The organism is Lentzea aerocolonigenes (assembly GCF_000955955.1).
GTDB lineage: Bacteria > Actinomycetota > Actinomycetes > Mycobacteriales > Pseudonocardiaceae > Lentzea > Lentzea aerocolonigenes_A.
The window spans coordinates 1-24805 of sequence record NZ_JYJG01000149.1 but is presented as its reverse complement, the minus strand read 5'-3'; the positions used below and the strand labels follow the sequence as shown (position 1 = coordinate 24805).

The 24805-nt window shown below is 70.2% G+C and carries 16 protein-coding genes; 7 read left to right on the top strand and 9 right to left on the bottom strand.

The window, feature by feature from the left end; all coding sequences use genetic code 11:
• Positions 1–350: 350 nt before the first annotated feature.
• The 3 genes from UK23_RS21685 to UK23_RS21675 form a co-directional block, all read right to left on the bottom strand.
• The gene (locus tag UK23_RS21685) at positions 351–548 is read right to left on the bottom strand and encodes a hypothetical protein (RefSeq protein WP_045313412.1); all 198 of its coding nucleotides are present in this window, start codon (positions 546–548) and stop codon (positions 351–353) included.
• 163 nt (positions 549–711) lie between these two features.
• Positions 712–975, bottom strand: a complete 264-nt coding sequence (locus tag UK23_RS21680) for a hypothetical protein (RefSeq protein WP_045313411.1) — start codon at positions 973–975, stop codon at positions 712–714.
• A 183-nt stretch (positions 976–1158) separates the two neighbouring features.
• Entirely contained in the window at positions 1159–1869 is a 711-nt protein-coding gene (locus UK23_RS21675; protein WP_045313410.1) for a class I SAM-dependent methyltransferase, read from the bottom strand.
• A 125-nt stretch (positions 1870–1994) separates the two neighbouring features.
• Here UK23_RS21675 and UK23_RS21670 point away from each other — a divergent pair, with 125 nt between their 5' ends.
• Genes UK23_RS21670 through UK23_RS21655 form a run of 4 tightly spaced genes read left to right on the top strand, consistent with a single transcriptional unit; the run spans position 1995 to position 14389 of the window.
• Positions 1995–5780, top strand: coding sequence for a non-ribosomal peptide synthetase (locus UK23_RS21670; RefSeq protein WP_052684918.1), 3786 nt, complete (start codon positions 1995–1997; stop codon positions 5778–5780).
• Positions 5777–12076, top strand: coding sequence for a type I polyketide synthase (locus tag UK23_RS21665; RefSeq protein ID WP_045313409.1), 6300 nt, complete (start codon positions 5777–5779; stop codon positions 12074–12076). The genes UK23_RS21670 and UK23_RS21665 overlap by 4 nt, the downstream gene beginning before the upstream one ends.
• Positions 12069–13274: a class I SAM-dependent methyltransferase gene (locus tag UK23_RS21660; RefSeq protein ID WP_045313408.1), complete on the top strand. Its 1206-nt coding sequence runs from the start codon at positions 12069–12071 to the stop codon at positions 13272–13274. The genes UK23_RS21665 and UK23_RS21660 overlap by 8 nt, the downstream gene beginning before the upstream one ends.
• The gene (locus UK23_RS21655) at positions 13271–14389 is read left to right on the top strand and encodes a class I SAM-dependent methyltransferase (RefSeq protein WP_156213291.1); all 1119 of its coding nucleotides are present in this window, start codon (positions 13271–13273) and stop codon (positions 14387–14389) included. The genes UK23_RS21660 and UK23_RS21655 overlap by 4 nt, the downstream gene beginning before the upstream one ends.
• Here UK23_RS21655 and UK23_RS21650 read toward each other — a convergent pair.
• The 6 genes from UK23_RS21650 to UK23_RS21625 form a co-directional block, all read right to left on the bottom strand.
• Entirely contained in the window at positions 14373–15326 is a 954-nt protein-coding gene (locus UK23_RS21650) for a ketoacyl-ACP synthase III family protein (protein ID WP_045313407.1), read from the bottom strand. The genes UK23_RS21655 and UK23_RS21650 overlap by 17 nt on opposite strands.
• Complete coding sequence (locus UK23_RS21645; protein ID WP_045313406.1) at positions 15323–17251, bottom strand: phosphopantetheine-binding protein; 1929 nt, start codon at positions 17249–17251, stop codon at positions 15323–15325. Before UK23_RS21645 ends, UK23_RS21650 begins: the two co-directional genes overlap by 4 nt.
• The gene (locus UK23_RS21640) at positions 17248–18186 is read right to left on the bottom strand and encodes an NAD(P)/FAD-dependent oxidoreductase (protein WP_045313405.1); all 939 of its coding nucleotides are present in this window, start codon (positions 18184–18186) and stop codon (positions 17248–17250) included. The genes UK23_RS21645 and UK23_RS21640 overlap by 4 nt, the downstream gene beginning before the upstream one ends.
• A 663-nt stretch (positions 18187–18849) precedes the next feature.
• The gene (locus tag UK23_RS21635) at positions 18850–19146 is read right to left on the bottom strand and encodes a hypothetical protein (protein WP_156213290.1); all 297 of its coding nucleotides are present in this window, start codon (positions 19144–19146) and stop codon (positions 18850–18852) included.
• Between the two features lie 268 nt (positions 19147–19414).
• Positions 19415–21256, bottom strand: a complete 1842-nt coding sequence (gene asnB / locus UK23_RS21630) for an asparagine synthase (glutamine-hydrolyzing) (protein WP_045313403.1) — start codon at positions 21254–21256, stop codon at positions 19415–19417.
• A gap of 10 nt (positions 21257–21266) precedes the next feature.
• On the bottom strand, positions 21267–22271 hold the full coding sequence (locus UK23_RS21625; RefSeq protein ID WP_156213289.1) for a methyltransferase: 1005 nt from the start codon (positions 22269–22271) through the stop codon (positions 21267–21269).
• Between the two features lie 263 nt (positions 22272–22534).
• Here UK23_RS21625 and UK23_RS21620 point away from each other — a divergent pair, with 263 nt between their 5' ends.
• The 3 genes from UK23_RS21620 to UK23_RS21610 all read left to right on the top strand — a co-directional run.
• On the top strand, positions 22535–23497 hold the full coding sequence (locus UK23_RS21620) for a ParB/RepB/Spo0J family partition protein (protein ID WP_045313402.1): 963 nt from the start codon (positions 22535–22537) through the stop codon (positions 23495–23497).
• Between the two features lie 30 nt (positions 23498–23527).
• Entirely contained in the window at positions 23528–24151 is a 624-nt protein-coding gene (locus UK23_RS21615; protein WP_045313401.1) for an isochorismatase family protein, read from the top strand.
• Positions 24148–24805, top strand: a 658-nt coding sequence (locus tag UK23_RS21610) for a chorismate-binding protein (protein ID WP_045313400.1), incomplete at its 3' end; no start/stop codon positions are given. The genes UK23_RS21615 and UK23_RS21610, both read left to right, overlap by 4 nt.

Sequence of the window (24805 nt, the reverse complement as noted above, 5' to 3'; positions counted from 1 at the left end):
TCTCCGGCGCCCGTGCTGGTGCGAGGCTTGACAGTTGTCGCCTTCGTCTTGTCAAACCGGTCTGAGCGACCGTCGATCCTGCACGGTGCGGGTTGATGCCCGGAACTACCAGGAAACCGCGCCGGAGGGCGGGTGATTCGCGCTCAGCAAAGCGCCACGACGCACCGTCTGACCGCGAATTACCACGGCAACGTTGGGGGCTGCACCAGTAGGCAGCCCAACCCGGCGAGTTCGGTCACGAGCGCGTCCGATTGAGGTGAAAGGCTGTCAGCGTCCGGTCGTCGACCGCCAGGGCGGTGCCGTCGTCGGCCGGGGCGAGGTGGATCGAGTCGACGAGTCGCAGGGCCTGCTCAGCCGACGTCGAGTGCCGCCTCCGTTGCCAGGAAGTCGAAGTGCATGCCGGTCAGGCCGTTGCCGGCGTCGAGGTGAATCCCGGCCGCGCTCTCGTTGAGCAGGCAGTTGAGGCTCCAGTCGGCCGGACAGGTCCGCGGGGAAGATGCGTGAGCGTCGGTGATTCCGGCCGGCGCTCCAGCAGGGAACAGTCTCAAGTGGAGTCTCGTCGATTCGGGACGCGGGGTCCTGTCTCACGGGTCCCGCTCGGGATCACCCCGCGGTGGTGGTGATCCCGAGACGGCACGGCTTTGCGAGCGATCACGTTCGATCGCGGCACAGAGACGAGCGGGCGCGAGGACGTTCGTCCACGACGGACTGTCAGTGCTTGCACTCCAGCACAGCCTGGAGATTTCCGTTGGGCGTGTCGACCAGACGCTGCCCTGCGGTGCCACGCTGCTTCTTGCACAGCGCCGCCAGATCAGCGAAGTCGTTGTGCTGGGGGAATTCCTCGGCGGTGCGCTCCGGCCCGCGCAGCCAGTCGGTACGCCCGGCCTGTGCAGGGAGACTGGACACCGCGGTAGCCGCGGCAGCGAGTGAGAGGATGACAAGGCCCTTGCGGACGACCCCGTTCGTCAGGCGCATGGACGTTCCTTTCGAGAGATGACTGCACGAGTAATCCCGGCTGCGATCCTCGCGTTGGGACGATGGTCATCGTAGGTCGAGACCGACCTCCGCAGACCTGCGTGCCCTGCACATCCACCTGTTTGACGAGTATTTTGCGCGGCACGATGAGCCCGGGTTGTCAGGCCCGCCGCAGTGGTCTCGTTACTGTTGGTGGGCCACCACGAGACCATCACGACGGCTCGCGCGCAGGCCTGCGTGGTGGAGCTCGTCGTCGAGCTGGTCTTCGCCCATCGTCCACCACTGGTGTTGCATCGTCCGTTCGGAGAGCAGGTTCGTGCCGTCGTGGACGCGGTAGGTGACCCGCCAGGTGACCTGGTCCACTCCGGACGGTTCGGCCGACCCGGACGCGCTGTAGCGCAGGCGTCCGACCGCGGCCTCGCCGAACGGGCTTTCCGGGATGCTGGCGGGGCGGTCCGGCGGCTGCAGTGTGAACACGGCGGGTGCGCCCGGTGCGAGCGAGGCCGCGATCCGGCTCCACAGCGCGGCTCGGTCTGCAGGGCTCAGATGGCCGAGCATGTTGATCCCCACCACGGCGCCGAGTCGTGGTGGCAGTTCGGCGTCCTGTACGCCGGTGGGCAGCACCGTGACCCGCTCGGCCAGTTCCGGGTGGTCCGCGAGCCGGGAGAACAAGCTGATGCGCAGCGACGGTGACGGCTCGATCGCGATGATCTCGTGTGCCGGCAGGGCTTCTCCGATCGTGGGCAGGCCCAGGCCCGTGCCCGTGCCGATGTCGACGACGGGGCCGTCGCCCGCCTGTCGCAGGATCGCGTGCAACGCCGGGCCGATCGCGGACCAGTAGGGCTTGGTGATGAGGTCGAAGTGTTCGGCCGCGCCGGCGTACGAGTCAGGCATCTGGGTTCCTCGGTCGAGTGATCGTCATTACCTAGCGATAACGACATTCATTATCGTATACCTGGTGAGGCCCTTCGCCGGACGCGAACGGGTGAGCGTTGAGACGTTCTGTCACAGGAGGTGGCATGTCCTCGTCCATGCGGTGTGAGCCGAGCGAGTCGAAGCGGGGTGAGGTCGGTTCGTGTGTGGCCGAGGTGCTGGGCATCAGCAGGGACGACCTCGTTCCGGACGTGCCGTTGACGAGCCTGGGGCTGGAGTCCTTCCTCGCGGTCCGGTTGCGGCGGCGGTTGCGCGACAGGCTGGGACTCGATCTGCCGCTGACCGCGTTCCTCGGGCAGGCGTCGCTGCTGTCGTTGGAGGCTCTCGCCGACGGGCGTCCGGAGAACGAGGAATCTTTTCCGCTGACCCCGGTGCAGGCCGCCTACTGGGTGGGTCGTGATCCGGCTTTCCCGCTTGGTGGTGTCGCCACCTTCTACTACTACGAGTACGACCGGAATCCTGTTGCCGCGGACCAGGAAACGGATCTGAAGCGCCTGGAGGAAGCCTGGAACGGGCTGGTCGCCTGGCATCCGATGCTGCGCATGGTCGTCGGGAACGACGGCAGGCAGCGGACCGGTCCCGCCGGGCGGCCCCGCCGGTTCGGTGTCACCGACCTGCGTGCCGCGGACCAGCAGGAGTGCGACCGGGTGCTCGCCGAGCTCAGGCACCGGAAGTCGCACCAGGTGCTACCGCCGGACACCGGGCCGTTGTACGACGTGCACGCGACGTTGCTGCCGGACGGGCGCACCCGAATCCACTTCGGGGTGGACGTGCTCGCGCTGGACATGGCGAGCTGGCTGTTGCTGATGCGGCAGTGGCGGGTGCTGGCGGACGATCCGGCGGCACCCTTGCCCAGTGCACCGACGACTTTCGGCGAGCTCGTCCGCCGCCGGGACACCGACCCGCAGCGCAGGGAACAGGTGGAACAGGACGAGCACTACTGGAGGACCCGCGCGACACACCTGCCGGGCGGTCCGGGGTTGCCGTGGACGAGGTCCGCCGAGGAGATCGGCGTTCCGAGGTTCACCCGGCACGAGGTCCGGCTCGACCGTCCCGCCTGGGCGCGGCTGCGCGACCGGTCGGCACGTGAGGGCATCAGCCCGACGGCGCTGCTGCTCGCCGCGTTCGCGCTCGTGTTGAACCGCTGGGGCGCGCGCGATCCGTTCTGTCTCAACGCGACCCTGTTCGACCGCCCCGACGAGCCTGGCCTCGAGCACCTCGTCGGTGACTTCACCACCACCGCGCTGATCGCGTTGCCCGCCGTCGATCCGTTGGACTGGCCGGGTTTCACCGACTATGCGCGCAGCGTCAACCACCAGTTCTGGGCCGACCTCGACCACCGGTCGGTGTCGGGGGTCGAGGTGATCCGCGCGCACGGCGATCGGCGGGTGATCGACGGCGCCCCGCCCTATCCGGTCGTGTTCACGAGCGGCATCGGGCTCGGGGCCGACGACGAGCCCGCGGCGGCGTGGCTCGGTGAAGAGGTGTTCGGGGTCTCCCAGACACCGCAGGTGCTGCTCGACCACATCGTGTGGGAGGAGGGCGGGGAGCTGCGCGTCGCGTGGGACGCCGTCGACGAGGCCCTGCCGCCGGGGCACGTGGACGGCATGGCCGCCGCGTACCTGCGACTGCTGAGGCGTCTCGCCGATGACGACGGTGCCTGGCAGGACCGTTGCCTCGGCTGGGATCCCACCTTCGCCGAGGCCGAGCCGCTCGACCGCGCGCCTTTCGGACCGGTCGGGGAGCTGCTGCACGATCCGTGGCGAAGCGTGGCGAGGCGCGCGGACGGGACAGTGGCCGTGCTGCAGGACGGTGTCGCCGTCACGCACGGCGCGCTGATGGCGGCGGCTGGAAACGTGGCGAGCCACCTGGTGGCACACGGGGTTGGTCCAGGCGACCTCGTCGCGGTGGTGTGCGCCAAGTCCGCCGACCAGATCACCGCGGTGCTGGGCGTCTCGCTCACCGGCGCGGGTTACGTTCCGGTGGAGCCGTCCTGGCCCGCGGCACGACTGGAGTCGATCTGCGCGCGAGCCGAGATCCGGCACCTGGTCACCAACGTGGAGTTGCAAGCGCCGCAAGGGACATCGGTGCATCGCATCGACGAGATCGAGCCCGGTGAGGCGATTCCTGGCAAGCCGCGTGCCGACGAGCTGGCCTACGTGATCTTCACCTCGGGTTCGACCGGGCTGCCGAAGGGTGTCGCCGTCGAGCACCGGATGGCGCGGTGCACGGTCGACGATGTCGTCGACCGGTTCGGCATCGGCCCGCACGACCGGGTGCTCGCCTTGTCCGCGTTGAGTTTCGACCTGTCCGTGTTCGACGTGTACGGCGTCCTGGGCGCGGGTGGTGCGCTGGTCCTGCCGTCGCCGGATCGGCAGCGTGATCCGCAGCACTGGCTGGAGCTGCTCGCCGCGCACCGGATCACCGTGTGGAACACCGCACCCGCGTTGCTCGAGATGCTGGTCGACTACGCGGAGGCCGACCCGGAGGCGGCGGCGCGGGACCTGCGGTCGCTGCGCCTGGTGATGCTTTCCGGCGACTGGATCCCGGTCTCCCTGCCCGACCGGCTGCGCGCCCTGGCGCCCGAGGTCCGGTTCATCAGCCTCGGCGGTGCCACCGAGGCCGCCATCTGGTCGATCTGCCACCCGGTGGAGGCGGTGGACCCGGGGTGGCCGAGCATTCCGTACGGCCGGCCGTTGCGCGGTCAGAGCTTCCAGATCCTCGACGAGGAGGACCGGCCGGTCCCGGTGGGCGTCGCGGGCGAGCTGCACATCGGGGGCGGTGGGGTCGCCCGCGGGTACATCGGCGACTCCACCCAGACGGCCGAGCGCTTCCGCACGCATCCTGTTCTCGGGCAACGGCTCTACCGGACCGGTGACCTCGGTCGCTGGCGGCCGGATGGCACGATCGAGTTCCTCGGCCGGGTCGACCGTCAGGTCAAGGTGCGTGGCCACCGGATCGAGCTCGGCGAGATCGAGGCCGTGCTCGCGCGGCAGGACGGGGTGCGCCGAGGCGTCGTGTCGGCGCTGCCCGGTCCCGACCAGCGGCCCCGGCTCGTCGCCCACGTCGTCGCGGACGACGGGTGGGACGAGCGCCGCACCGTGGCGGGCCTGGCGCAACGGCTGCCGGACTACATGATCCCCGCGCGGTTCGTGCTGCTCGACGCGCTGCCCGTCACCGCGAACGGCAAGGTCGACCACTCGGCGCTGCCCAACCCCTACGCGGCCAAACCGGCGCCGGTCGCTCGCGTGGCCGAGGAGCCCCCGACCGACCTGTGGACGGCCATTCGGGGTGAGGCGGAGAAGCGGGGGCTCCGGCTGTCCGTGGTCGTGCACCCCGGTGAGCTTCCGCCGGCGCAGGCGCTGTCGGCGGCGGGGGAGTGGGCACGCTCGGTGTCGGGGGCCGCCGCACAGGCGGGCGTGGTGCTCGCCGAGGGCCTGCCCGTCGACGGGCTGATCGAGCTGGCGCCGCTGCCCGGCACACCTGCCGTGGTCATCGCTCCCCGTGCTCCCGAACCGCCCGCCGCGAGCAGTTCCGCCGCCGCGCCGGACGAACCCGTTCCGGTCGTCGCCGACGCCGGGGTGCTGGAGGCGGTGCGCAAGGTGTTCACCGAACTGCTCGGGCGGACGGTCGATCCGGACCGGGCGTTCTTCGACCTGGGCGCGACCTCGCTGAACCTCGTCGTGGCACACCGCAGACTGCGCGCCGAGCTGTGCGAGACGTTGTCGGTGGTCGATCTGTTCGCGCACAACACAGTTCGAGCCCTCGCCGAGCACGTCACCGGCACACGGGGTCCCGTCGTCCGTGCCGCCGGTGGCAGGGCGTCCGACCGGCGGCAGGCCAGGGCGATGGCGGCGGAGCTGGCCCGATGAACCAGCCTCTGCTCGCGGTCACCGCTGTCAGCTGCCGATTTCCCGGCGCGCCGAACGCCTCCGAGTTCTGGCGCCTGCTCGCCGGCGGACGGGAAGGGCTCACCAGGCTGACCGAGGCCGACCTGCGGCGAGCGGGCGTTCCGGCGTCGCTGCTCGGCCATCCCTCCTACGTTCCGGTCGCGGGGCTCATCGAGGGGCAGGACCTGTTCGACCCGGCGGCGTTCGGGCTCACCGCGAACGAGGCGGCGCTGCTCGATCCCCAGCAGCGTCTGTTCCTGGAGTGTTGCTGGCACGCACTGGAGTCAGCCGGACACGGGCACGGTGCGGGAGCGGGCGCCGTCGGGGTTTTCGCGGGCGCCGCGCACAGCGCGTACCTCATGAGCAACCTCGCGCACCGCTACAGCCCGGTCGGCGGTGGTGCCGATCCGGTCGGCAGCCTGCAGACCGCGATGGCGACCGTCACCGACTACCTTCCGCTGCAGGTGGCACATCGGCTCGACCTGCGTGGGCCCGCCGTGGCGGTGAACTCCACCTGTTCGACCTCGCTGGTGGCGGTGCACCTCGCCGCACAGTCGCTGCTCGCGGGCGAGTGCGACACCGCGCTGGCGGGCGGTGTGTCGTTGACGGTGCCACAGGGCCAGGGGTACCTGCACGTGCCGGACGCGATGTTCTCGGTGGACGGCCGAACTCGCGCGTTCTCCGCCGACGGCACCGGGATCGTGTACAGCCAGGGTGTCGGCGTGGCGGTGCTGCGCCGGCTCGACGACGCCATCGCCGACCGGGACCCGGTTCTCGCGGTGCTGCACGGCAGCGCGGTCAACAACGACGGCGCCTCGAAGGTCGGGTTCACCGCACCCTCGGTCTCCGGGCAGGCACGGGTGATCGCCGAGGCGCTCGGTGTCGCGGGTGTCGGCCCTCGCGAGGTCTCCTACGTCGAGGCGCACGGCACCGGGACGAGGCTCGGCGACCCCATCGAGGTCGCGGCGTTGAAGAAGGTGTTCGGCGCGGGACCCGCGTGGTGCGGCCTGGGCTCGGTCAAGAGCAACATCGGGCACACGAACTCGGCGGCGGGCATCGCCGGGTTCATCAAGACCGTGCTGGCGTTGCGGCACGGCCTGATCCCGCCGACGTTGCACGCCACACCGGTGAATCCCGATCTGGGCCTCGACGGCTCGCCCTTCGACGTGGTCACCGAGGCGCGGTCCTGGTCCGGTGTGCGGCGTGCGGGCGTGAGCTCTTTCGGCATCGGCGGAACGAACGCGCACGTGGTGCTCGGTGAACCGCCCGTCCGTGCCGCGACGCCGAAGGCGGACGTGCCGCGCCTGATCGTGCTGTCCGCGCACGGCGAACGTGCGCTCTCCGCCGCCGCGTCCGCGCTGGCAGGCGCCGACGAAGACCCGGCCGACATCTCCCACACGCTGAGGAACGGCCGCAAGGCCCACCGCACCCGGCTGGCGGCAGTGGTGAGCGGTCACGACGAGCTCGCCCGTGTCCGGGCGGTGTCCGGCCGGGAAGCGGGTGACACCGCGCCTCGGGTGATCTTCGCCTTCCCCGGTGGAGGCAGCCAGCATCCGGGCATGGGAGCACAGACCTACCGCAGCGAACCCGAGTTCGCCGCGGTGATCGACGACCAGGCCGAGCTGCTGATCCCGTTGCTGGGCGCCGACATCCGCGACGTGGTGCTCGGATCGGACGCCGAGCTGGCCCGCGACCCCGCGGTCGGTCTGCCCGCGCTGTTCGCGGTGTGCCTGGCGCAGGCGATCCTGCTGCGCACGTGGGGGATCACACCGGACGTCCTGCTCGGCCACAGCCTCGGTGAGTACGCCGCCGCCACGGTCGCGGGCGTGTTCAGCCCCGCCGAGGCCGCCGAGGTCGTCGCCGCCCGTTCGATCGGGATGGCGGAAGCCGCGGGACGGGGCGTGATGCTGGCGGTCACCGCGGACGTGTCGTACGTGCGCGCCGCGCTGGCCGCGCATCCGTCGATCGACCTGGCCGTGATCAACACCGAGGACGCCTGCGTCGTCGCCGGGCCCCGTGACGACATCGCCGTGTTCGCCGCCGCGCTGAAGGGCGAAGGCATCGACAGCGAGGAGCTTTCGCTCGACGCCGCCGCCCACTCCCGTCTGGTGGAACCGGCCGTACCCCGCCTGCGGGCGGCGTTGACCCGACTGCGCCCGAACCCGCCGGCGCTGCCGGTCGTCAGCACTCTCACCGGCAGGCTCGCCACCACGGAGCTCACCGATCCCGAGCACTGGGTGAACCACCTCCGCTCGACGGTCGACTTCTCCGGCGCACTGCGTGCCGCGGTGCAGGACGGGCCCGCCGTGCTGGTCCAGATCGGTCCTGGGGCGAGTCTCGCCGCTCTCGCCCGCAGGCACGGACTGCCCGGTCTGATCGACACCGTCGCCGGTTTTCCCCGTGACGGCGAGCGGGCGGCGATGCTGGGCGTCGCGGGAACGCTGTGGTCGCGCGGTGTGCCGGTGGACCTCGCGGCGGTCGACCGCGCCGGGGGTGCGCGCGTCGCCCTGCCCGAGTACCCGTTCGACCGTCTCCGCTGCTGGGTCGACCCGCCGGAGAACATGCCCGCCACGGCTTCCGGCGCGTCCGTCGACGAGCCGTTGCAGCTGCCGACCTGGAACCGGGCGGAGCCACTGCCGAGCACGACTCCGATCGAAGGACGCTGGCTCGTCGTCGGTGACGACGACGGCGTGGTCAGGGCGGCGTTGACCGCACGAGGCGCGGAAGTGCTGTCCGAAGTGGACGGTCAGGGGCTCGACGGTGTCGTGTCGCTGGTGGGCGCGCGGCGATGTGATGGCGTGGCGGAACACGTCGAGTGGACGGTGCGGGAGACCGGGCGGATCGCCGCGGCGGTGGCCGAGCAGCCACCTCGGTACTGGGTGCAGGTGACGGTCGGGGCACAGCAGGTGGAGAGCGCTGATCGGCCCGATGCCGCGGTGGCCTCCGTGCTGGCCCTGCCGAGGGTGCTCGCCCAGGAGATGCCCGCGCTGCACTGGCGGTCGCTCGATCTCGACGGTGAGGTGCGTCCGGACGTGATCGCGGCCGAGGTCGCCGACCTGTCGCGCGACGGCGGTCGTCCCGCGGAGATCGCCGTGCGCGGAGCATTGAGGTGGCGGCGAGGCATGACGGTGTGGCGTCCCGACGACCGTTCGGTGCCGGGACTCGGCGTCGTCCTCGTCATCGGTGGGGGCGGCGATGTCGGGCTCACCACGGCCGAGCACCTCGCATCCGCCCACGGCGCCACCGTGGTGGTGACGTCGCGAACTGCGGCGGGTGATCGGGCCCGGCGCGTCGGCGAGCTCGCGGAGCGCGGTCTTGCCGTCTCCCTGCGCCAGGTGGACGCCTCCGACCTGGAGGCCACCAGGGCGCTGCTGACCGAGCTCGTCGCACTGCACGGGCGGATCGACCTCGTCGTCCACGCGGCCGGAGTGGTGGCGTCGGCCGGAGTCGGTCCACTGAGGACACTCGGGCCCGACGTCGTCCAGGCGCACGTCCGCGCCAAGGTCCGCGGCGCGTTGGTGCTGGAGGAGGCGCTGGCCGGGTTGCCGAGCAGGCCGAGGGCCGTGCTGCTGATGTCGTCGGCGACGACGCTGGTCGGTGGCCTCGGGCTCGGGCCGTACGCGGCGGCCAACCGCTTCCTGGACGCGATGGCGGAACAACGCAGGGGTGACACCACCACGTGGTTCAGCGTCGCGTGGGACGGGTGGCGGGTCGGTCCTGATGGCGGTGAGCGCACGGTGGCGATCTGGCACTCGCTCGGCGCGCGGGACGGCATGCGTTCGCTCGACCGGCTGCTGGCCGCGGCGTTCCACGGGCACCTGCCGCCGGTGATCGGCGTGTCACCTGGTGACCTGAACGAGCGGATGGCCGTCCAGTCCGGGAACGGCGCGGAAATGCCCGAGTCCTCCGGCGACAGCGAGAAACTCCTCTGTTCACTGTGGACGGACGTGCTCGGGTTCGAGGTGCGCGACACGAACGCGGACTTCTTCGCGCTGGGCGGCCACTCGTTGCTCGCCACCGGGATGCTGGCGCGCCTGCGGGACGAGCACGGCGTCGACCTGCGGCTGAGCGACCTGCTCGCGCAGCCCACGATCGCCGGGCTGGCGCCCCTGGTTTCGGTGCGGGCGCCGGAGCGACCCGTGACCCGGCCGGAGCCCGCGCCACGCGAGGAGGACGACTTCCCGCTCACCCCGGTGCAGCGTGCCTACTGGGCAGGCCGGAACAACGCCAGGCTCGGCGGGGTGGCGTGCCACTTCTACCTGGAGTACGACTGCCAGGACCTCGACCTCGACCGATACCAGGCGGCCTGGCGCGCGGTGATCGACCGGCACCCCATGCTCCGCACCGTCGTCACCCGGGAAGGACGCAACCTGACGTTCGACCGGGTGCCCCCGTACCGCATCCGGCGCCATGACCTGACGAGGACCGAAGAACCGCAACGGGAGCAAAAGCTCGCCGCCCTGCGCGAGCGGATCGCCCACCGCGTGCCGCGTCACGACCGCTGGCCGTTGGTGGAGATCCAGGCGGCCACGCTGCCACGGGGCAGGACCCGGTTGTTCATCGGGGTCGACGTCCTCGTCTGCGACGTCGCGAGCTATCTGATCGCCGACCGCGAGGTCCGGCTGCTCTACACGAATCCGGCGTATGACCTTCCCGCACTGGGAGTCACGTTCGCCCAGTACGTGGCAGAGGCGGAACGCGCGGCCTCCGCGAGCGAGTCGGCGCGTGCCCGCGACTACTGGCTCGCCCGCCTGCCCGGCCTGCCGGAGGCACCGGTGCTGCCGGCCGCCGGCAGTCCCGGCCCGCGGCGGTTCCACCGCCTGGCCGCACGCCTGGAGCCAGAACGGTGGAACGCGGTGAAGCGCAGGGCAGGCGAGCTCGGCGTCACCCCGACCGCCGTGCTGCTGACCGCGTACGCCGAAGCACTCGGCGAGTGGTCGGGAACCGAACGGTTCGCGCTCACGCTGACCCGCTACGACCGTCGCCAGGTGCATCCGGACGTCAACCGGCTGGTGGGTGACTTCACGACGTTGCAGATCCACGAGGTCGAGTCGGCCACCGCGGGGACCTTCGGTGAACGGGCCCGGGCGACGCAACGACGCCTGTTCGCCGACCTCGACCACGGCGCGTTCTCCGGCCTCGACGTTCTGGCGGAGAAGTCGGCGAGTGACGGGAAGAGCTGTCTGGTGCCGGTGGTGTTCACCGGAGCCGTCGGCGTCGAGGACCTGCTGGAGGAACCGCACGACCTCGACTGGGCCGGCGAGCAGGTGTACGCGGTCAGCCAGACCCCGCAGGTGGTGCTGGACCACCAGGTGTACGTGCAGCGGGGAGCGCTGCTCGTGCAGTGGGACGTCCTTGAGCCCGAGGTCGATCCGGTGCGGGCCGAGCAGGTCTTCGGCCGCTACGTGCGACGTCTGCGCGAACTGGCCGGGCCGCCGGACAACGCGATCGTGTTCCAGCAGGGCACCACACGGCCGTTGTTCCTGCTGCACCCCTCCGGCGGAGATGTGCTCTGCTACGCCGAGCTCGCCGGTCAGCTCGGCCAGCACCAGACCGTGGTCACCCTGACCGATCCCGAGCTCGCCGGGCTGGACGCGCCGCGGGACATGCCCGCGTTGGTGCGCCAGTACGTGGACGCCGTTCGCGCCTGCCAGCCCGAGGGGCCCTACCGGCTCGGTGGCTGGTCGATGGGCGGAACCGTGGCGCACGAGGTGGCGGTGGAGCTCACCAGGGCGGGAGACGAGGTCGAGCTCGTCGTTCTGATCGACTCCAACCTGCCGCAGCACATCACCGAGATCACGCCCGCGCCGGGGAGCGACGTCGACGGCGAGGTGTGCCTGCGCTTCATGCGTTCGCTGGAAGCCGCCCGCGGGATCGACCTGGGAGCCGACGACGCACTGGCCGCACTCACCCCCGCGGCCAGGCGGGAGGTGATCGCGGCGCGGCTGCGCGACCACGGTCTGGGCGCCTCCACGACCGACCTGCGGCTCTCGGTGTTCGCGCGGCATCTGCGGATGCTGGCCGATCACGCCGCCCGCCCGCTGGACGCCGCGACCAGGGTGCTGCTCTTCCGCGGCTGCCGCCCGTCACCGCGCAACGCCGGGATCGGCATGGGCGTGGACGACGTGTCCTCCGCCGACCTCGGCTGGACGCCGTACGTGGACGGTCACCTCGAAACCGTCGACGTCGACGCCCACCACTATTCGGTACTGCAGGAAACCGCCGTCGGTGTCATCGCCGCCCGGCTGCGTGACGAGCTCGAGGAGAGCGATGTCTGACCCTCGCCCGATCATCGACGTGATCTCGTCCCACCCCTGGGTCGGCCGAGCCCGCCACACCGGTGACGAGGTCGTCGTCCGGCCGCACGCGGACGCGGTCGCCGTGCGGCCGGTGCTCGGCGACCTGGTGCGCGAGCATCTCGAACACTGGTCCGAGGTCTATGAGTGGATCTACCTCACCTCGGACGGTCAGCCGCCGGAGGCGGACCTGTCCGGCTGGCGCGCGTCGGACACCGGTGAGCCGTTGCCGCGCGAGCACATGCTCGAATGGATCGACCGGACCGTGGAGCTGGTGCGCGAGGGCAACCCGCGGTGCGTGCTGGAACTGGGCTGCGGCACAGGTTTGCTGCTGCGCCGCCTGTGCACCGATGTCGAGCACTACGTGGGCACGGACGTGTCCGAGGCGGCGGTGGAACGGCTGACGGCCGCCGGACTGCCCGGTGTCAGCGTCGTGCTGGCGGCCGCGCACGAAAGCGGGTCGTCTCAGGTCGTCACCGCGCTGGCGGGCAGGCGCCCGGACTGCGTGCTGATCAACTCGGTGACCCAGTGCTTTCCCGGCAGGGACTACCTCGACGCGGTCGTCTCCGACGCGCTGGCGGTCGTCGCGGACGGCGGAAGAGTGATCATCGGCGACTTCCGGCACGCGGGGCTGGCCGGGCGGTACTACCGGTGGTTGTCCTCCGACGACCAGGACGCGGCCCGCCGCGCGGCCGCGGACGAGGAGTTCGTGTTCGACCCGAAGCTGCTGGCCGAGATCGCCACCCGGTGCGAACGCCCGGTGACGATGTCGGTGCGGGCCAAGACGATGACGGCCGACACGGAGCTGACCCGTTACCGCTGCGACGTCGTGCTGCACGTGGCGCCGCCGGCTGTGCCGGCCGGTGGAGGCGAGACCCCGCTTCCGAACGCGCTGCTGTGCGACGACCCCGGAGGCGTTGCGCCGCACGTGCTTCGCGAGCGCATCGCGGGTACGGGCGCGATCGTCGGGCTCGACCTCGACGACCCCACCCGGCTGCGGGTGTGCGCGCCGTCCGGCGACCCGGTGGACCTGATCCCGCCCGCGGGCCCCGCGCCCGCCGACCCGATCGTCCGGTTCGTGGCCGGACGGCTCGCCGAGGCCGTCCGCGACCACCTCGCGAGGGTCCGGCCCGGTGAGCCGCAGCCTGCCGTACGCGTGGAGTGGGACGGCACGCGATGACGTCGTTCGAGATGGCCGCCGACGCTGGAACGGAAGCGTTGCGGGAACACGATCTGACCGATCTCGCGGCTCACATGCGGCGGCTCGACGAGACCGCGTTGCTCGGGATCACCCGTGCCCTGAGCGCTGACCGCGCGCTCGTGGCGGGCGAGCCCCGGTCGGCGGAGGAGGTGATGCGCGCACTGGGGGTCGTGCCGCGACATCACTGGATCGTCCGGCGCTGGCTGCGGGTGCTGGTCGAGGAAGGCAGGCTGACCGGGGACGGCCGGTACCGCGGCCTGGTGGTGGCCGGGGAGGCCGAGTTCGCCGCGTCCAGGGCGGCACTCGACGACGCGCGGCGGGCGCTGGGCTATCCGCCGGAGCTGACCAGGTTCTTCCTGCAGTCCATCGACTGCCTGCCGCTGCTCGTGCGCGACGAGGTGTCCGTGCAGAACATCATGTTCCCGGACGGGGACTTCGCCACCGCGCTGGGCACCTACTCGCACAACATCATCAGCACCTACACCAACCGCGTCGCGGCCGTGCTGGTGCGGCAGATCGCGCGGGCGGGTGCACGACGCGTGCTCGAGGTGGGCGCGGGGATCGGCGGCACGACCGCGGGTGTCGTCGAGGAGCTGGAGCGCGCCGGTCTGTCCGGAGTGGACTACGAGTTCACCGATCTGAGCCGGTTCTTCCTGGTTCCCGCGGCCGAGCGGTTCGCCGACCGGCCCTGGATGCGGTTCGGCCTGTTCGACGTCAACGCCGAACCGGACCGGCCGGAGCAGTCGGTGGACCTGATCATCGCGGCGAACGTGCTGCACAACGCGCACGACGTGGACGTCGTGCTGGCCCGGCTGCGCGGGCTGCTGGCGCACGGTGGGCACCTGGTGATCATCGAGTCGTGCCGGGAGCACTACCAGGTGATGACGTCGATGCAGTTCCTGATGTCCGGCAGGGTCGGTGAAGCCAGGCAGGACTTCACCGACTTCCGTGCGGGCACCGACCGGATCTTCCTCACCGAGCACGAGTGGGTGGAGCGGTTGACGGCAGGCGGGTTTCGGGTGGGGCCGGTGCTGCCGGGTGCCGGCAGTCCGCTGGCACCCTTGGCACAACACGTCTTCACCGCCTGCGTCTGACCAGTTCTCCTGCCTGGAGCACGGCGCAGGAGAAGGTGAACCCGTTGCCCACGCCGAGCAGGACGACGACGTCGTCCTGCCTCAGCCTGCCGGAGCGCAGCACGTGGTCGAGCCCGAGCAGCTGGTCCACGGCACCGACGTGGCCGGTGCGCAGCCCGAACTCCAGCAGCGTGCGGCGCGGGTCGAGCCCGAGCGGGTCCAGGTAGGACCTGGCGGCCAGCGCGCGGCCGAAGAACGGCGGCACCACCCACCTGGCTTCGGCCAGCGTGTGCCCTGCTTCGGCCAGTGCCTGGTCCAGCACCCGCCTGGTGCCCTCGACGGTCCGCCGCACCGCGGCCCCGCGATCACTTCCCGCGCTCGCCCGTTCGGTCTCGAGCCGCGGGTCGGAGAAGGAGGCGACCGAGAGCAACCGGAGCTTTCCCGGCGTCCGGCCGAGCACCGCCGCCGCGGCGCCGTCACCGACCACGATGCCCGCGTCGACGTTCCAGCGGTCGATGCTGCTTTCCGGGAACTGGTCGGCGACGGTCACCAGTGCGCACGTCATGTCCGGCCGTCCGGACAGCACGCTCGCCGCCAGTTCCAGCGCTGCCACCGACCCGTTGGACAGCGCCGACATCTCCAGCGTCAACCCGTGCAGCTCGGGACCGACGACCTCACCGGCGATCTTGCAGGCGGCTGACGACAGATCAGGTCCCTGTACGTAGGCACCGGCGTGCAGGTGCAGGCCGGGAACGGGGTTCCCGGCCTGCGTCATCGCCATCCGCGCCGCGTCCACCGCCAGCTCCGGCGCGGTGCGCGAGGACTCCGAGACCGACACGATCCCGGTCTTCTCCGCACGGTGCGCCGGGCAACGGCCTGCCGCGACGGCGTCGTCGATCGGGACCAGCTCGCCCAGCACCCCACCCGTGCCCTGGATCCAGAGATCGTCGAATCTCACGACCCCGACCCGTCCAGCAGCGCGGCGAGATCCGCGAGCACCGGAGATCGCAGGAAGTCCCCGGGAGACGGTGTCGTCGCGCGGTCACGGCCCAGCCTTCGCAGCATCCGGATGGCCATCAGCGAGTCGCCGCCCAGCTCGAAGAAGTTCGCCGACCGATCCACTTCGGACAGTCCGAGGATCTCGGCCCAGACAGCGGCGACCTCCAGCTCGGCGTTGCCCTGGGCAGGACCGGGCCGCACGGTGCTGCGGGGTTCCTGGACCTGGTGCACCGGCTGGGCGTCGCCGTGCAGCTGCACGACCTGTGCCCAGCCTTCTTCGCGCACAAGGCCGCTGACACGGTCGACCACTTCGCGGAACAGGATGTCGAGCACGTCGCCGTCGAAGAGCTCGTCGATGCTCGCCATGGAGAGCACCATGTCTCCCGCGGCCTCGTACGCGCGCAGTTCCAGCATGACCTGGGGAGTCCGGATGCGGTTGTGGTGGTCACGTTCGTCCAGCACGCCCAACGGTCCGTAGTCGTCCTGCAGTCCTTCGTCGAGCATCGTCATCATGCTGCCGACCGCGCTCTGCATGACGACCGGCGCGATCGGCCGCCGGGTACCCCGGCGCCGGGCCAGCTCGCGAGCCACCTCGACGCCGCTGACGAGGTTGTGCGACAGCGCCTCGTTCAGCTGCGCGGCCACCGACTTCGCGACCTCGCCGAACTCGGCGCGCTCCGGTAGTTCGAGCGGCACCAGCACGGTCGAGGAGAACGCGCCGATCATGCGGTCCACGTCAGGGTGCAGCGGGTGGCGGTTCGCCTGCAACGTGTTCAGCAGCATCCGCCTGTTGCCCGTGAGTTTTGCCAGCGCACAGGCGTAGACGGTCGTGAACGCGGCGGACGGGGTGACGTCGTGGCGGAAGCACGCCTGTTTCACGCCCGTCCACTCCGACAGCTCGAAAACGCGTTCCCGCAACGCCATGCCGGTCGCGTGGACCTCCGCGGGATCGGCGACGAGCGGGAGTGCCGGCGCGGTGGGCATGGTGTCGAGTCGTTCCCACCACCAGTCGCGGTCGCGTTGCCACTGCGGAGTCGTGCGCAGGCGTCGCACGGCATCCACGTAGTCGCCGAAGTCGATCAGCATCGGCGGCAGCATCGCGTTCGGATCGGCGGCCAGCGTCAGCAGGTCGCGCATGAAAACCCGCGCGGACCAGCCGTCCGCGAGGGCGAGGTTCAACGCGATGTGCACCCGCGCACGGGCCTTGGGCAGCAAGGACAGCCGCACCGCGAAACCCGGGCCGTGCCGTGGATCGGGGCCGGTGCCGCCCATCTCGTCCCGGATGCGTCCGACCTCCGCGTCGGCTTCGTCGTCGCTCGCGTCGCGCAGGTCGTGCACGCGCAGCGGCGGTTCGTCCACCGACGGGTCGTCGGCTGGAAGGATGTTCTGCCGCCCGTCCGCGGAGATGCGCGCCCTGAGCACGGGCTGGTGGATCATGAGCTGGCGCAGGCCGTCCTCGATCGCCTCCGCAGCGAACTCGTCATCCACATCGGACAGTGCGAAGTCGATGTAGTAGTGCGCCGAGTCGTGCGAGAGCTCCCACGCGCCCTGCTGTCCGACGAAGTAGGCCTGTTGCAGTGGAAGCAGCTCGAACGGGGCCTCGGTGTCCGGCCGGCGGCTCACCCGGACCTGTGGCGACTGCGCCGCGGCTCCGTCCGCTCCGTGGTGGCGTACCAGCTCCGCGAGTTCGGCGAGCGTGTGTACCGGCTGGATCTGTGTGATCGCGAGCCGGGCGCCGAGCCGCTGCCTGACCAGCGCGGCGACCCGCACGACGAGCAGCGAGTCCCCGCCGAGGCTCAGGAAGGTGACGTCGTCGCGGATCTCGGCGGCGCCGAGCCCGAGCACCTCGGCCCAGATCTCCGCCAGCTGTGCGTGTTCGCTCACTGCCGGACCGCCGCAGGCGTGATGCCCGCGTCCGCGCGGAACAGCTCGTTGTCGATTTTGATCGCGGCTCGCGCGCCGTCGGCGGCCCCGAGGATCACGAAGGTCAGCGCTTCGGGGAACGCGGCCTGCCGGGCGAGGTCACCGGCGGCGAACACGCCGGGCACCGAGGTCTGCCCGAACTCGTCGATGCGCACGCAGCCGTCCTCGAACCGCTCACAAGCCAGGTCGGCGGCGAGCGCGGAGTGCTGCTTCGTGGCGGTCTTGTGGAACAGTGCGCCGCGGTGCAGTCGCGTGCCGTCGCCGAAGACGACGGTGAGGTCGTCGAGCTCACCCTCGACCGAGGCGACCGGCTCCTCCCGCAGTGCCACGCCCCCATCGCGCAACTTCTGGGTGAGCTCCTCCGGCAACGTGGCCTGGCCGTTGGTGCACAGCACGACATCGGTGCTGAACCGGTCCGCGAGGTAGAGCGACAGGATCGCGCTGACGAAGTCGCCGCCCAGCACGGCGAGTGGCTTGTTCCTGGCTTCGAAACCGTGGCAGAACGGGCAGTGGAACACGCTCTTGCCGAACCGCTCCACGAGCCCGCCGACTGCGGGGAAGGCGTCCACCTGACCGGTCGCGAGCAGGATCTTGCGCGCCTGCTCCCCGGTGCCGTCCGCCAGCCGGACCTCGAACCCGCCCTCGACGGCCTTGACCGCCGTCACCTCCGCCGCACGCAGCTCCACCGTCTCGTAGGCGTCCAGTTCACCTCGGCCGATCGCGCGGAACTCGGCCGGGGAGATGCCGTCCCTGCTGAGGTACATGTGCATCTCGTCCGCCGGGCTGTTGCGCGGACGGCCGCTGTCGAGCACGAGTGTCCTGCGCTGCTGGCGGCCCAGTACCAGAGCCGCGTTCAGTCCGGCCGGCCCTGCCCCGATGACGATGACGTCGTGCATCCGCTTGGTCTCCCTGTCGTCCCTGATCCAACCGGAACAAACGTATCGGGAATGAAAATCGATATCAATAAGGGTGTGGTGTTGGGCACCGTGGCAGGCGCACTGCGTCGGGGCGGGTGCCGGCCCGGATCGTTCGGCTGTTCTTCTGGCAGGTGGGCGAGGCCTCGTGGGCGAAGAATTGAGTTCGCTCTTCGCTGAGGTGGATGAGAAGAAGTCTGGTCAACTTTCGCTTTGTGGTGCAGGTGGAAGCCGGACGTCATGGCCACCACGCGTTGTGCTCATCCGAGAAGGCGAGATCGCTGGGAAGCTGTCCTGGCCGAGGCGCGGCGAAGACCCTCGTCGTCGAGGGCGCTGTCGAGCGATTGCCTGACGCACGTTGATGATCGGTCCACGGCCGCGAGCAGCCGCGTTGTCACCGCCTCTGATCGCCTCCGAACGCACGCTCCACGGACCGCAGGTATGCACGCGGATGGGTGGTGCACAACGAGACCACGCCGTTCGGCTCCACCGGGACGAGCGGTTCCTGCGTGAGCGGGCGTGTCCGATGCCGAGGTCGCTCGCGCTGTTCTGGATGGAGGAGCTGGTGAGTCGGCCCGAAAGGCACGTTCGCGCGCGAACGCGCCTTTCGGTCACCTCGAACGGTGAACGCCCAACGCGCGCCGGTCAGCGCGGGAGGCGGCAGAACACCACAGGCTCCCACTCGTCGCCGCGCGGGTCGACGAAGGCCCGGACGACCGTTCCGCCTTCCTTGTTGCAGTTGGCTTGGACCGTGCGCAGCGCGGCCTGAGCCTTGGCCTTGTCCTTGAAGGTGATCTCCGGTTCCTTCCACATCTCCTTGCACCAGAAGCCGCGGTCCCCACAGGGGTTGCCGGCTGCCGTCGCGGGAACCGCCGCCAGTCCTGCGAGCGAGGCGGCGAGAACCATTCCGGCCGTGAGGCCAAGCGCAAATTTCTTGATCACGAGAGTTCAGTCCTGTCTGGATTGGAGCCTGGATCAGCTGACCCTGACCAGGTTTCCGAGTGCAGATGATGGTTCGGCCTGCCGCGCCGGCCTGTTGCTCGCCGACGCGCAGGGACAGGTCAAAGGAAGTGGACCTTGGTGGCGAGGTTCTGGCTTGGCACCTCCATGCTGGTCTCGATCTTCTGCAGCTCGTGCGTCGTGTCGCCGACGACGCCGACCGCTGGTCAACAGATCGGCTGAACCCAGCGTGAGCCGGGCGGCCGAAGATTCAGCGGAGCGTGAGCGAGGGCCGATACAGGTCGAACCAGTGGTACAGGTCCAGGACCCGGTCGATGCCGCGTCGCACGTTCGGCGACATCTGCGAGGGGTCACGGCCGATGGCTTCCGTGAGCCACTCCTGGTCGACCAGTTCCAGCGCCGGGTGGTTGCGGTCGGCCAGCACGTCCGCGGCCTGCCGCTGGATCGCAGTGTTGTAGGACGAGTCCTGAGTGGACGGATAGGCGGCCTTGAGCCGGTCGCGCACCGAGGCGGGCAGCAGGTCCGCGGTGGCGTGCCGGAGCAGGCTCTTCTCCCGCCCGTCGAAGGACTTCATGGCCCACGGGGCGTTGTAGACGTACTCGACGAGACGGTGGTCGCAGAACGGCACGCGGACTTCGAGACCGACCGCCATGGAGATCCTGTCCTTGCGGTCCAGCATCATCCGGATGAACCGCGTCAGGTGGAGGTGCGAGACGGTGCGCATCCGGCGTTCGACGGGGTCGTCACCGGGTAGGTGCCCGACCTGGCTGACCGCGGTCGCGTACTGGTCGGCAACGTACGTGTTCACGTCCAGCGACTTGCGCAGGTCCGGCGCCATCACCGCGGCCCGGTCCCCGCTCATCGCGCTGGGGTAGACCAGCCACGGGAAGTTGTTCCCGCTCACCGAAGCGGGGTCGTGGAACCAGCGGTAACCACCGAACACCTCGTCGGCGGACTCGCCTGACAGCGCGACGGTCGAGCTCCGGCGGATGGCGTCGAACAGCAGGTACAGAGAGGTGTCCATCTCGCCGAAGCCGATGGGCAGGTCACGAGCGCGAATGACCGCTCGTCGCAACTCCGTTCGGCTCAACATGTCCGCGTCGAGCGTGACGAACTCGTGCTGCTGACCGACCTCTGCCACGACGTCGCGGATGAACGGCGTGTCGGGGGTGTCGCGAGCCGTGTCGGCGCGGAAGGTCTGCTCCCTGTCCGCGAAGTCGACCGAGAACGTCTGGAGTTTCTCACCCTGCGTGCCGACACGGGTGGCGGCGAGCGCGGTGATGACGCTGGAGTCCAACCCGCCCGACAGCAGTACGCAGCGCGGCACGTCCGCGACCAGCTGCCGGTCGACGATGTCGGTCAGCAGTCCGCGCACCGCCTCGGTCGTGGAGCCGAGGCTGTCCGGATGCGCGCGGGTTTCCAGACGCCAATAGGTTCGTTCGCGCAGCCCGTTGCGGTCGACGGTGATGATCGTGCCCGGAGCGACCTCCCGCATCCCCCGCCACAGCGCCCAACCGGGCGTCATGGTGAACGACACGAGCTCGCGCAGGCCGTCGAGGTCGACGGCTCTGGGCACCGCGGGGTTGGCGAGGATCGCCTTGGGTTCCGAGCCGAAGAGCACACCGTCCCGGGTGGGGTAGTAGTAAAGCGGCTTGACGCCGAGCCGATCCCTGACCAGCACCAGCTTCTCGTCCCGCTCGTCCCACACCGCGAACGCGAACATCCCGTTGAGACGTTCGGCGACGGCGTCACCCCACTCCAGGTAGCCGTTGAGCACGACTTCGGTGTCGCTGCCGGTGCGGAACCGGTGTCCACGACCTTCCAGTTCGCGCCGCAACTCGGTGAAGTTGTACGCCTCGCCGCTGTACACCAGCGCGACCGAGCCTGCCGGCGTGCTCACCACCATCGGCTGTACGCCGCCGGACCGGTCGATGATCGCGAGCCGCCGGTGGCCCAGCGCCACGTGCCTGCGGATCCACGTCCCGGAGTCGTCCGGTCCACGCAGGGCCATGGTCGCGGTCATCGCGGCCACCACGTCCTGCCGCGACGTGAGGTCCGCGTCGAAGGCCACCCATCCGGTGATGCCGCACATGCGCGATCTCCTACCTGGCAGCGGCGATGATCGCGGTGGTCTCGGACGGGAGTTCCGCGACCTCTTCCACCTGAAGTCCTGCTCTGGCCAGCAAAGTGGTGTACCGCTCGAGGGTCCGATGCCTGCCGCCGTTGGTCATCAGCAGGTGCAGATCCCACAACGAGGGCAGCATGGTGGGCTTCTCGTCGGCCACCAGGCGTTCGAGCACCACCAGCCGGGACGACGGGCCCGCCATCGCGGCGCGGCAGTTCTCGAACACCCCGACGACGGCGTCATCACTCCACCCGGCCAGCACCCGGCACAGGAAGTACACATCGCCGCCGGCGGGAACCGCCTCGGTCATGTCGCCTGCTGTGAGCTCCACCCGATCGAGCCCCACGGAGGAGGCGAGGTTCGCGCGGGCCACCGGGATCACGTGCTCGCGGTCCATGACCTTCGCCCGCGCGTCCGGCACCGCGGCGAGGATCGCGGCGGTGAGCTGGCCGGGACCTGCTCCCACGTCGACGAACGTGCTGCCGGACAGCTTGATCACGTCCGGAACGTGGTCGAAGAAGAGGTTGTCGGCCTTCATCGCGAGCTGGAACCGTTCGCTCACGTCCTCGCGGTGACCGAGGTACTGGTACAGCGGCTCACCGAACGCGATCTCGAACCCCGCGGTGAGCGTGGAGATGGACTCCGCGGCGTGCGCCCACGCTGTGTAGAACTCTTCTCCGTAGAGCAGGCACATGTTCCGCAGCGAGTCGGAAGTATCGGTCAGAACGGTACTCACGGGAGTGTTCTCGTAACCGGTGGTGCCGTCTCCCGTGAACACCTCCACGGCCACCAGCAGACGCATCAGCCGGTGAATTCCCTCTTCCTCGGCGCCGGTCGCCTCGGCCAGTGCGGCATCGGTGTTCCGGCCGGACGCCACCAGGTCCGGAATGCCGAGTTTTACCGCGGTGTAGAGACATTGTGCACGCCAGCCGCCAGTGATCATCTCGACCGCGCGCTGCGCCGCCGGCAAGTTCGTTTCCACAGTCCAGACCTTTCAACCGGCGCTGTCGCGCGACTGGAACTCGTGTTCCGGAATCGCTTTGCTGCTGCGGTTGTAGTGAGGTTCCGGGCTTCGTGTCAACGACTGTCCAATGAAGACACTGCGGAGTCCCGGGATTCCGTCTTTTCGACGGGGATCCTCATAAAACGGCGTATTGCGGTGACAGTCGCGCTGTTTCCACGATTGGCGCAACGTCCGCGGCTCGAAGCGTTCGCGGCGGCACCTGGAGATGGATCGAGGGCAGTATGTCCGTTCAGGCCGTTTCGCTGCTGGGCACCTCCCTCACCCACGACCAGGTGATCGATCCAGTCGTTCGCCTGCGAGTCGACGCGTTGAGCTGTGGGCGACCCGTGCGGATCGGTGGGGAGAACCCGGCGCATGTGCACCGTCTGCTCCGCGTCTCGGAGCAGGAGCTTCCGCCGGTCGTGGTCCACCGGGGCACGATGTCGGTAGTCGACGGACGGCACCGCCTGCACGCCGCCCGGCTGCGCGGTGCGTCACACATCACCGCGAAGGTCCTGGACTGCGACGAGGTCGATGCGTTCGTGTTCGCGTTGCTGGCCAACAGAAGTAGCACCACGCTCCCGCTTGCTCGCGCGGACCTGCGCGCGGCGGCCGAGCATCTCCTCCGCCATCGTCCACAGTGGTCGGACCGGCGAGTCGCCGCGATCACCGGCGTGGCGACGAGGACGATCGCCCGGCTCCGCACTCTGCTCGGCGACCAGTCCGGGGCCAGGGTGGGCAGGGACGGGCGGACCCGCCCGACGGACAGCGTCCGGCGCCGCGAGCTCGTCCGTGAGCTGCTGCTGGACCAGCCACACCTGTCGCTGCGTGAGGTGGCTCGGTCGACAGGCGTGTCGCCGGAGACCGTCCGCGCCGTCCGCGCCGGACTGCGTTCGGAGCAGGGCCTGCCGGTGGTGTCGCGAGCGCGGACCGGGACCGCGGGCCCGGCTGGGCGCGCCATCGAGCCGATGGACTGCGCGGACCTGTTGGGCCGGCTTCGCAACGATCCCGCCCTTCGATCCAGTCAACGCGGGCGCGCTCTGCTGCGCCTGCTGCATCTCCAGGTGGAACTGCGGGCCTCCTGGGCCGAGATCGCAGACCACCTGCCCGCGCATTGCCACGACAGCCTGGCGGCGTTCGCCAGGCAGAACGCGATGAGCTGGCGCGGCCTGGCCGAGGTCCTCGAGCGTGAACACGCGTCGTGACGTGTCGACTTCTACCCGAAAAGGTGCCGCATGACCGGAATCCCTGACATCGCCGCGTACCGGCTGCCCACGCAGGGTGACCTGCCCGAGCGGCGCGTCTCGTGGACGATGGACCCGTCGCGCGCGGTGCTGTTGGTGCATGACATGCAGCGCTTCTTCCTCCGTCCGTTCGCCTCCGAGCTCGCCGAACAGGTCACGGCCAACATCGCCGCCGTGCTCGGGCACTGTCGTACGGCGGCAATGCCGATCGCCTACACCGCCCAGCCCGGCAGCATGTCCACAGAGGACAGGGGACTGCTGAAGGACTTCTGGGGGCCCGGCATGCGGGTCGACCCGGCGGACCGGGAGATCGTCGACGTCCTGGCACCGCGTCCGGCGGACTGGCGGCTCACCAAGTGGCGCTACAGCGCCTTCCACCGCTCGGACCTGCTGGAGCGCATGAGGTCCAGCGGCCGTGACCAGCTGGTCGTCTGCGGAATCTACGCGCACATCGGTGTCCTCATGACCACTGTGGACGCGTACAGCCATGACATCCAGCCGTTCCTGGTGGCCGACGCGGTGGCGGACTTCTCCGTGGAACGCCACCTGATGGCACTCGACTACGCGGCACGGTGCTGCGCCGTGGTGCTCAGCACGAAGGAGCTGGTGGAATGAGTGATCTGCTGGACACGGTGCTGGCTTCGCCCGAGCAGCCCTACGCGCTGGTGCACCGGCCACGGTCTCGCGGTCAGGGACAGCTCGAAGTGTTCACGGGCGATGTCGTCTCGGTGCCGGAGCTCGCCGACGTCCCGCTGCCGGACGCGGACGCGCCCGCGGGGCCGCAGGCCTTCGTGGTGGTGCCCTTCCGGCAGCTGACCGAACGCGGACTGGCGTGTGTCGACGACGAGGCGCCGTTGCTGGTGATGAACATTCGCGAGCACGCCGTGCTGCCCAAAGCCGGTGCGCTCGACAGACTGCCCGATGACGCGCTCCGGCCGGCACGAGCGGGGTTCGACGTGGACGACGAGGCGTACGCCGAGATCGTCCGCCGGGTGATCACGGACGAGATCGGCCGGGGAGAAGGCGCGAACTTCGTCATCCGGCGGTCGTTCGTGGCGGAGTTCGAGGACTACCACGCCGGGCTGGCGCTCTCGTTCTTCCGGCGGCTCTGCGCGCGGGAGTCCGGCTACTACTGGGCATTCGTGCTGCACACGGGCGACCGGACGTTCGTCGGTGCCTCACCGGAGCGGCACGTCAGTCTCGACAACGGCGTCGTCACGATGAACCCGATCAGCGGCACCTACCGGTACCCGGCAGGCGGACCCACGC

Coding starts and splice junctions, on each gene's coding strand:
- UK23_RS21680 (WP_045313411.1), bottom strand. CDS start 975: ATGCGCCTGACGAACGGGGTCGTCCGCAAGGGCCTTGTCATCCTCTCA.
- UK23_RS21675 (WP_045313410.1), bottom strand. CDS start 1,869: ATGCCTGACTCGTACGCCGGCGCGGCCGAACACTTCGACCTCATCACC.
- UK23_RS21670 (WP_052684918.1), top strand. CDS start 1,995: ATGTCCTCGTCCATGCGGTGTGAGCCGAGCGAGTCGAAGCGGGGTGAG.
- UK23_RS21665 (WP_045313409.1), top strand. CDS start 5,777: ATGAACCAGCCTCTGCTCGCGGTCACCGCTGTCAGCTGCCGATTTCCC.
- UK23_RS21660 (WP_045313408.1), top strand. CDS start 12,069: ATGTCTGACCCTCGCCCGATCATCGACGTGATCTCGTCCCACCCCTGG.
- UK23_RS21655 (WP_156213291.1), top strand. CDS start 13,271: ATGACGTCGTTCGAGATGGCCGCCGACGCTGGAACGGAAGCGTTGCGG.
- UK23_RS21640 (WP_045313405.1), bottom strand. CDS start 18,186: ATGCACGACGTCATCGTCATCGGGGCAGGGCCGGCCGGACTGAACGCG.
- asnB (WP_045313403.1), bottom strand. CDS start 21,256: ATGTGCGGCATCACCGGATGGGTGGCCTTCGACGCGGACCTCACGTCG.
- UK23_RS21620 (WP_045313402.1), top strand. CDS start 22,535: ATGTCCGTTCAGGCCGTTTCGCTGCTGGGCACCTCCCTCACCCACGAC.
- UK23_RS21615 (WP_045313401.1), top strand. CDS start 23,528: ATGACCGGAATCCCTGACATCGCCGCGTACCGGCTGCCCACGCAGGGT.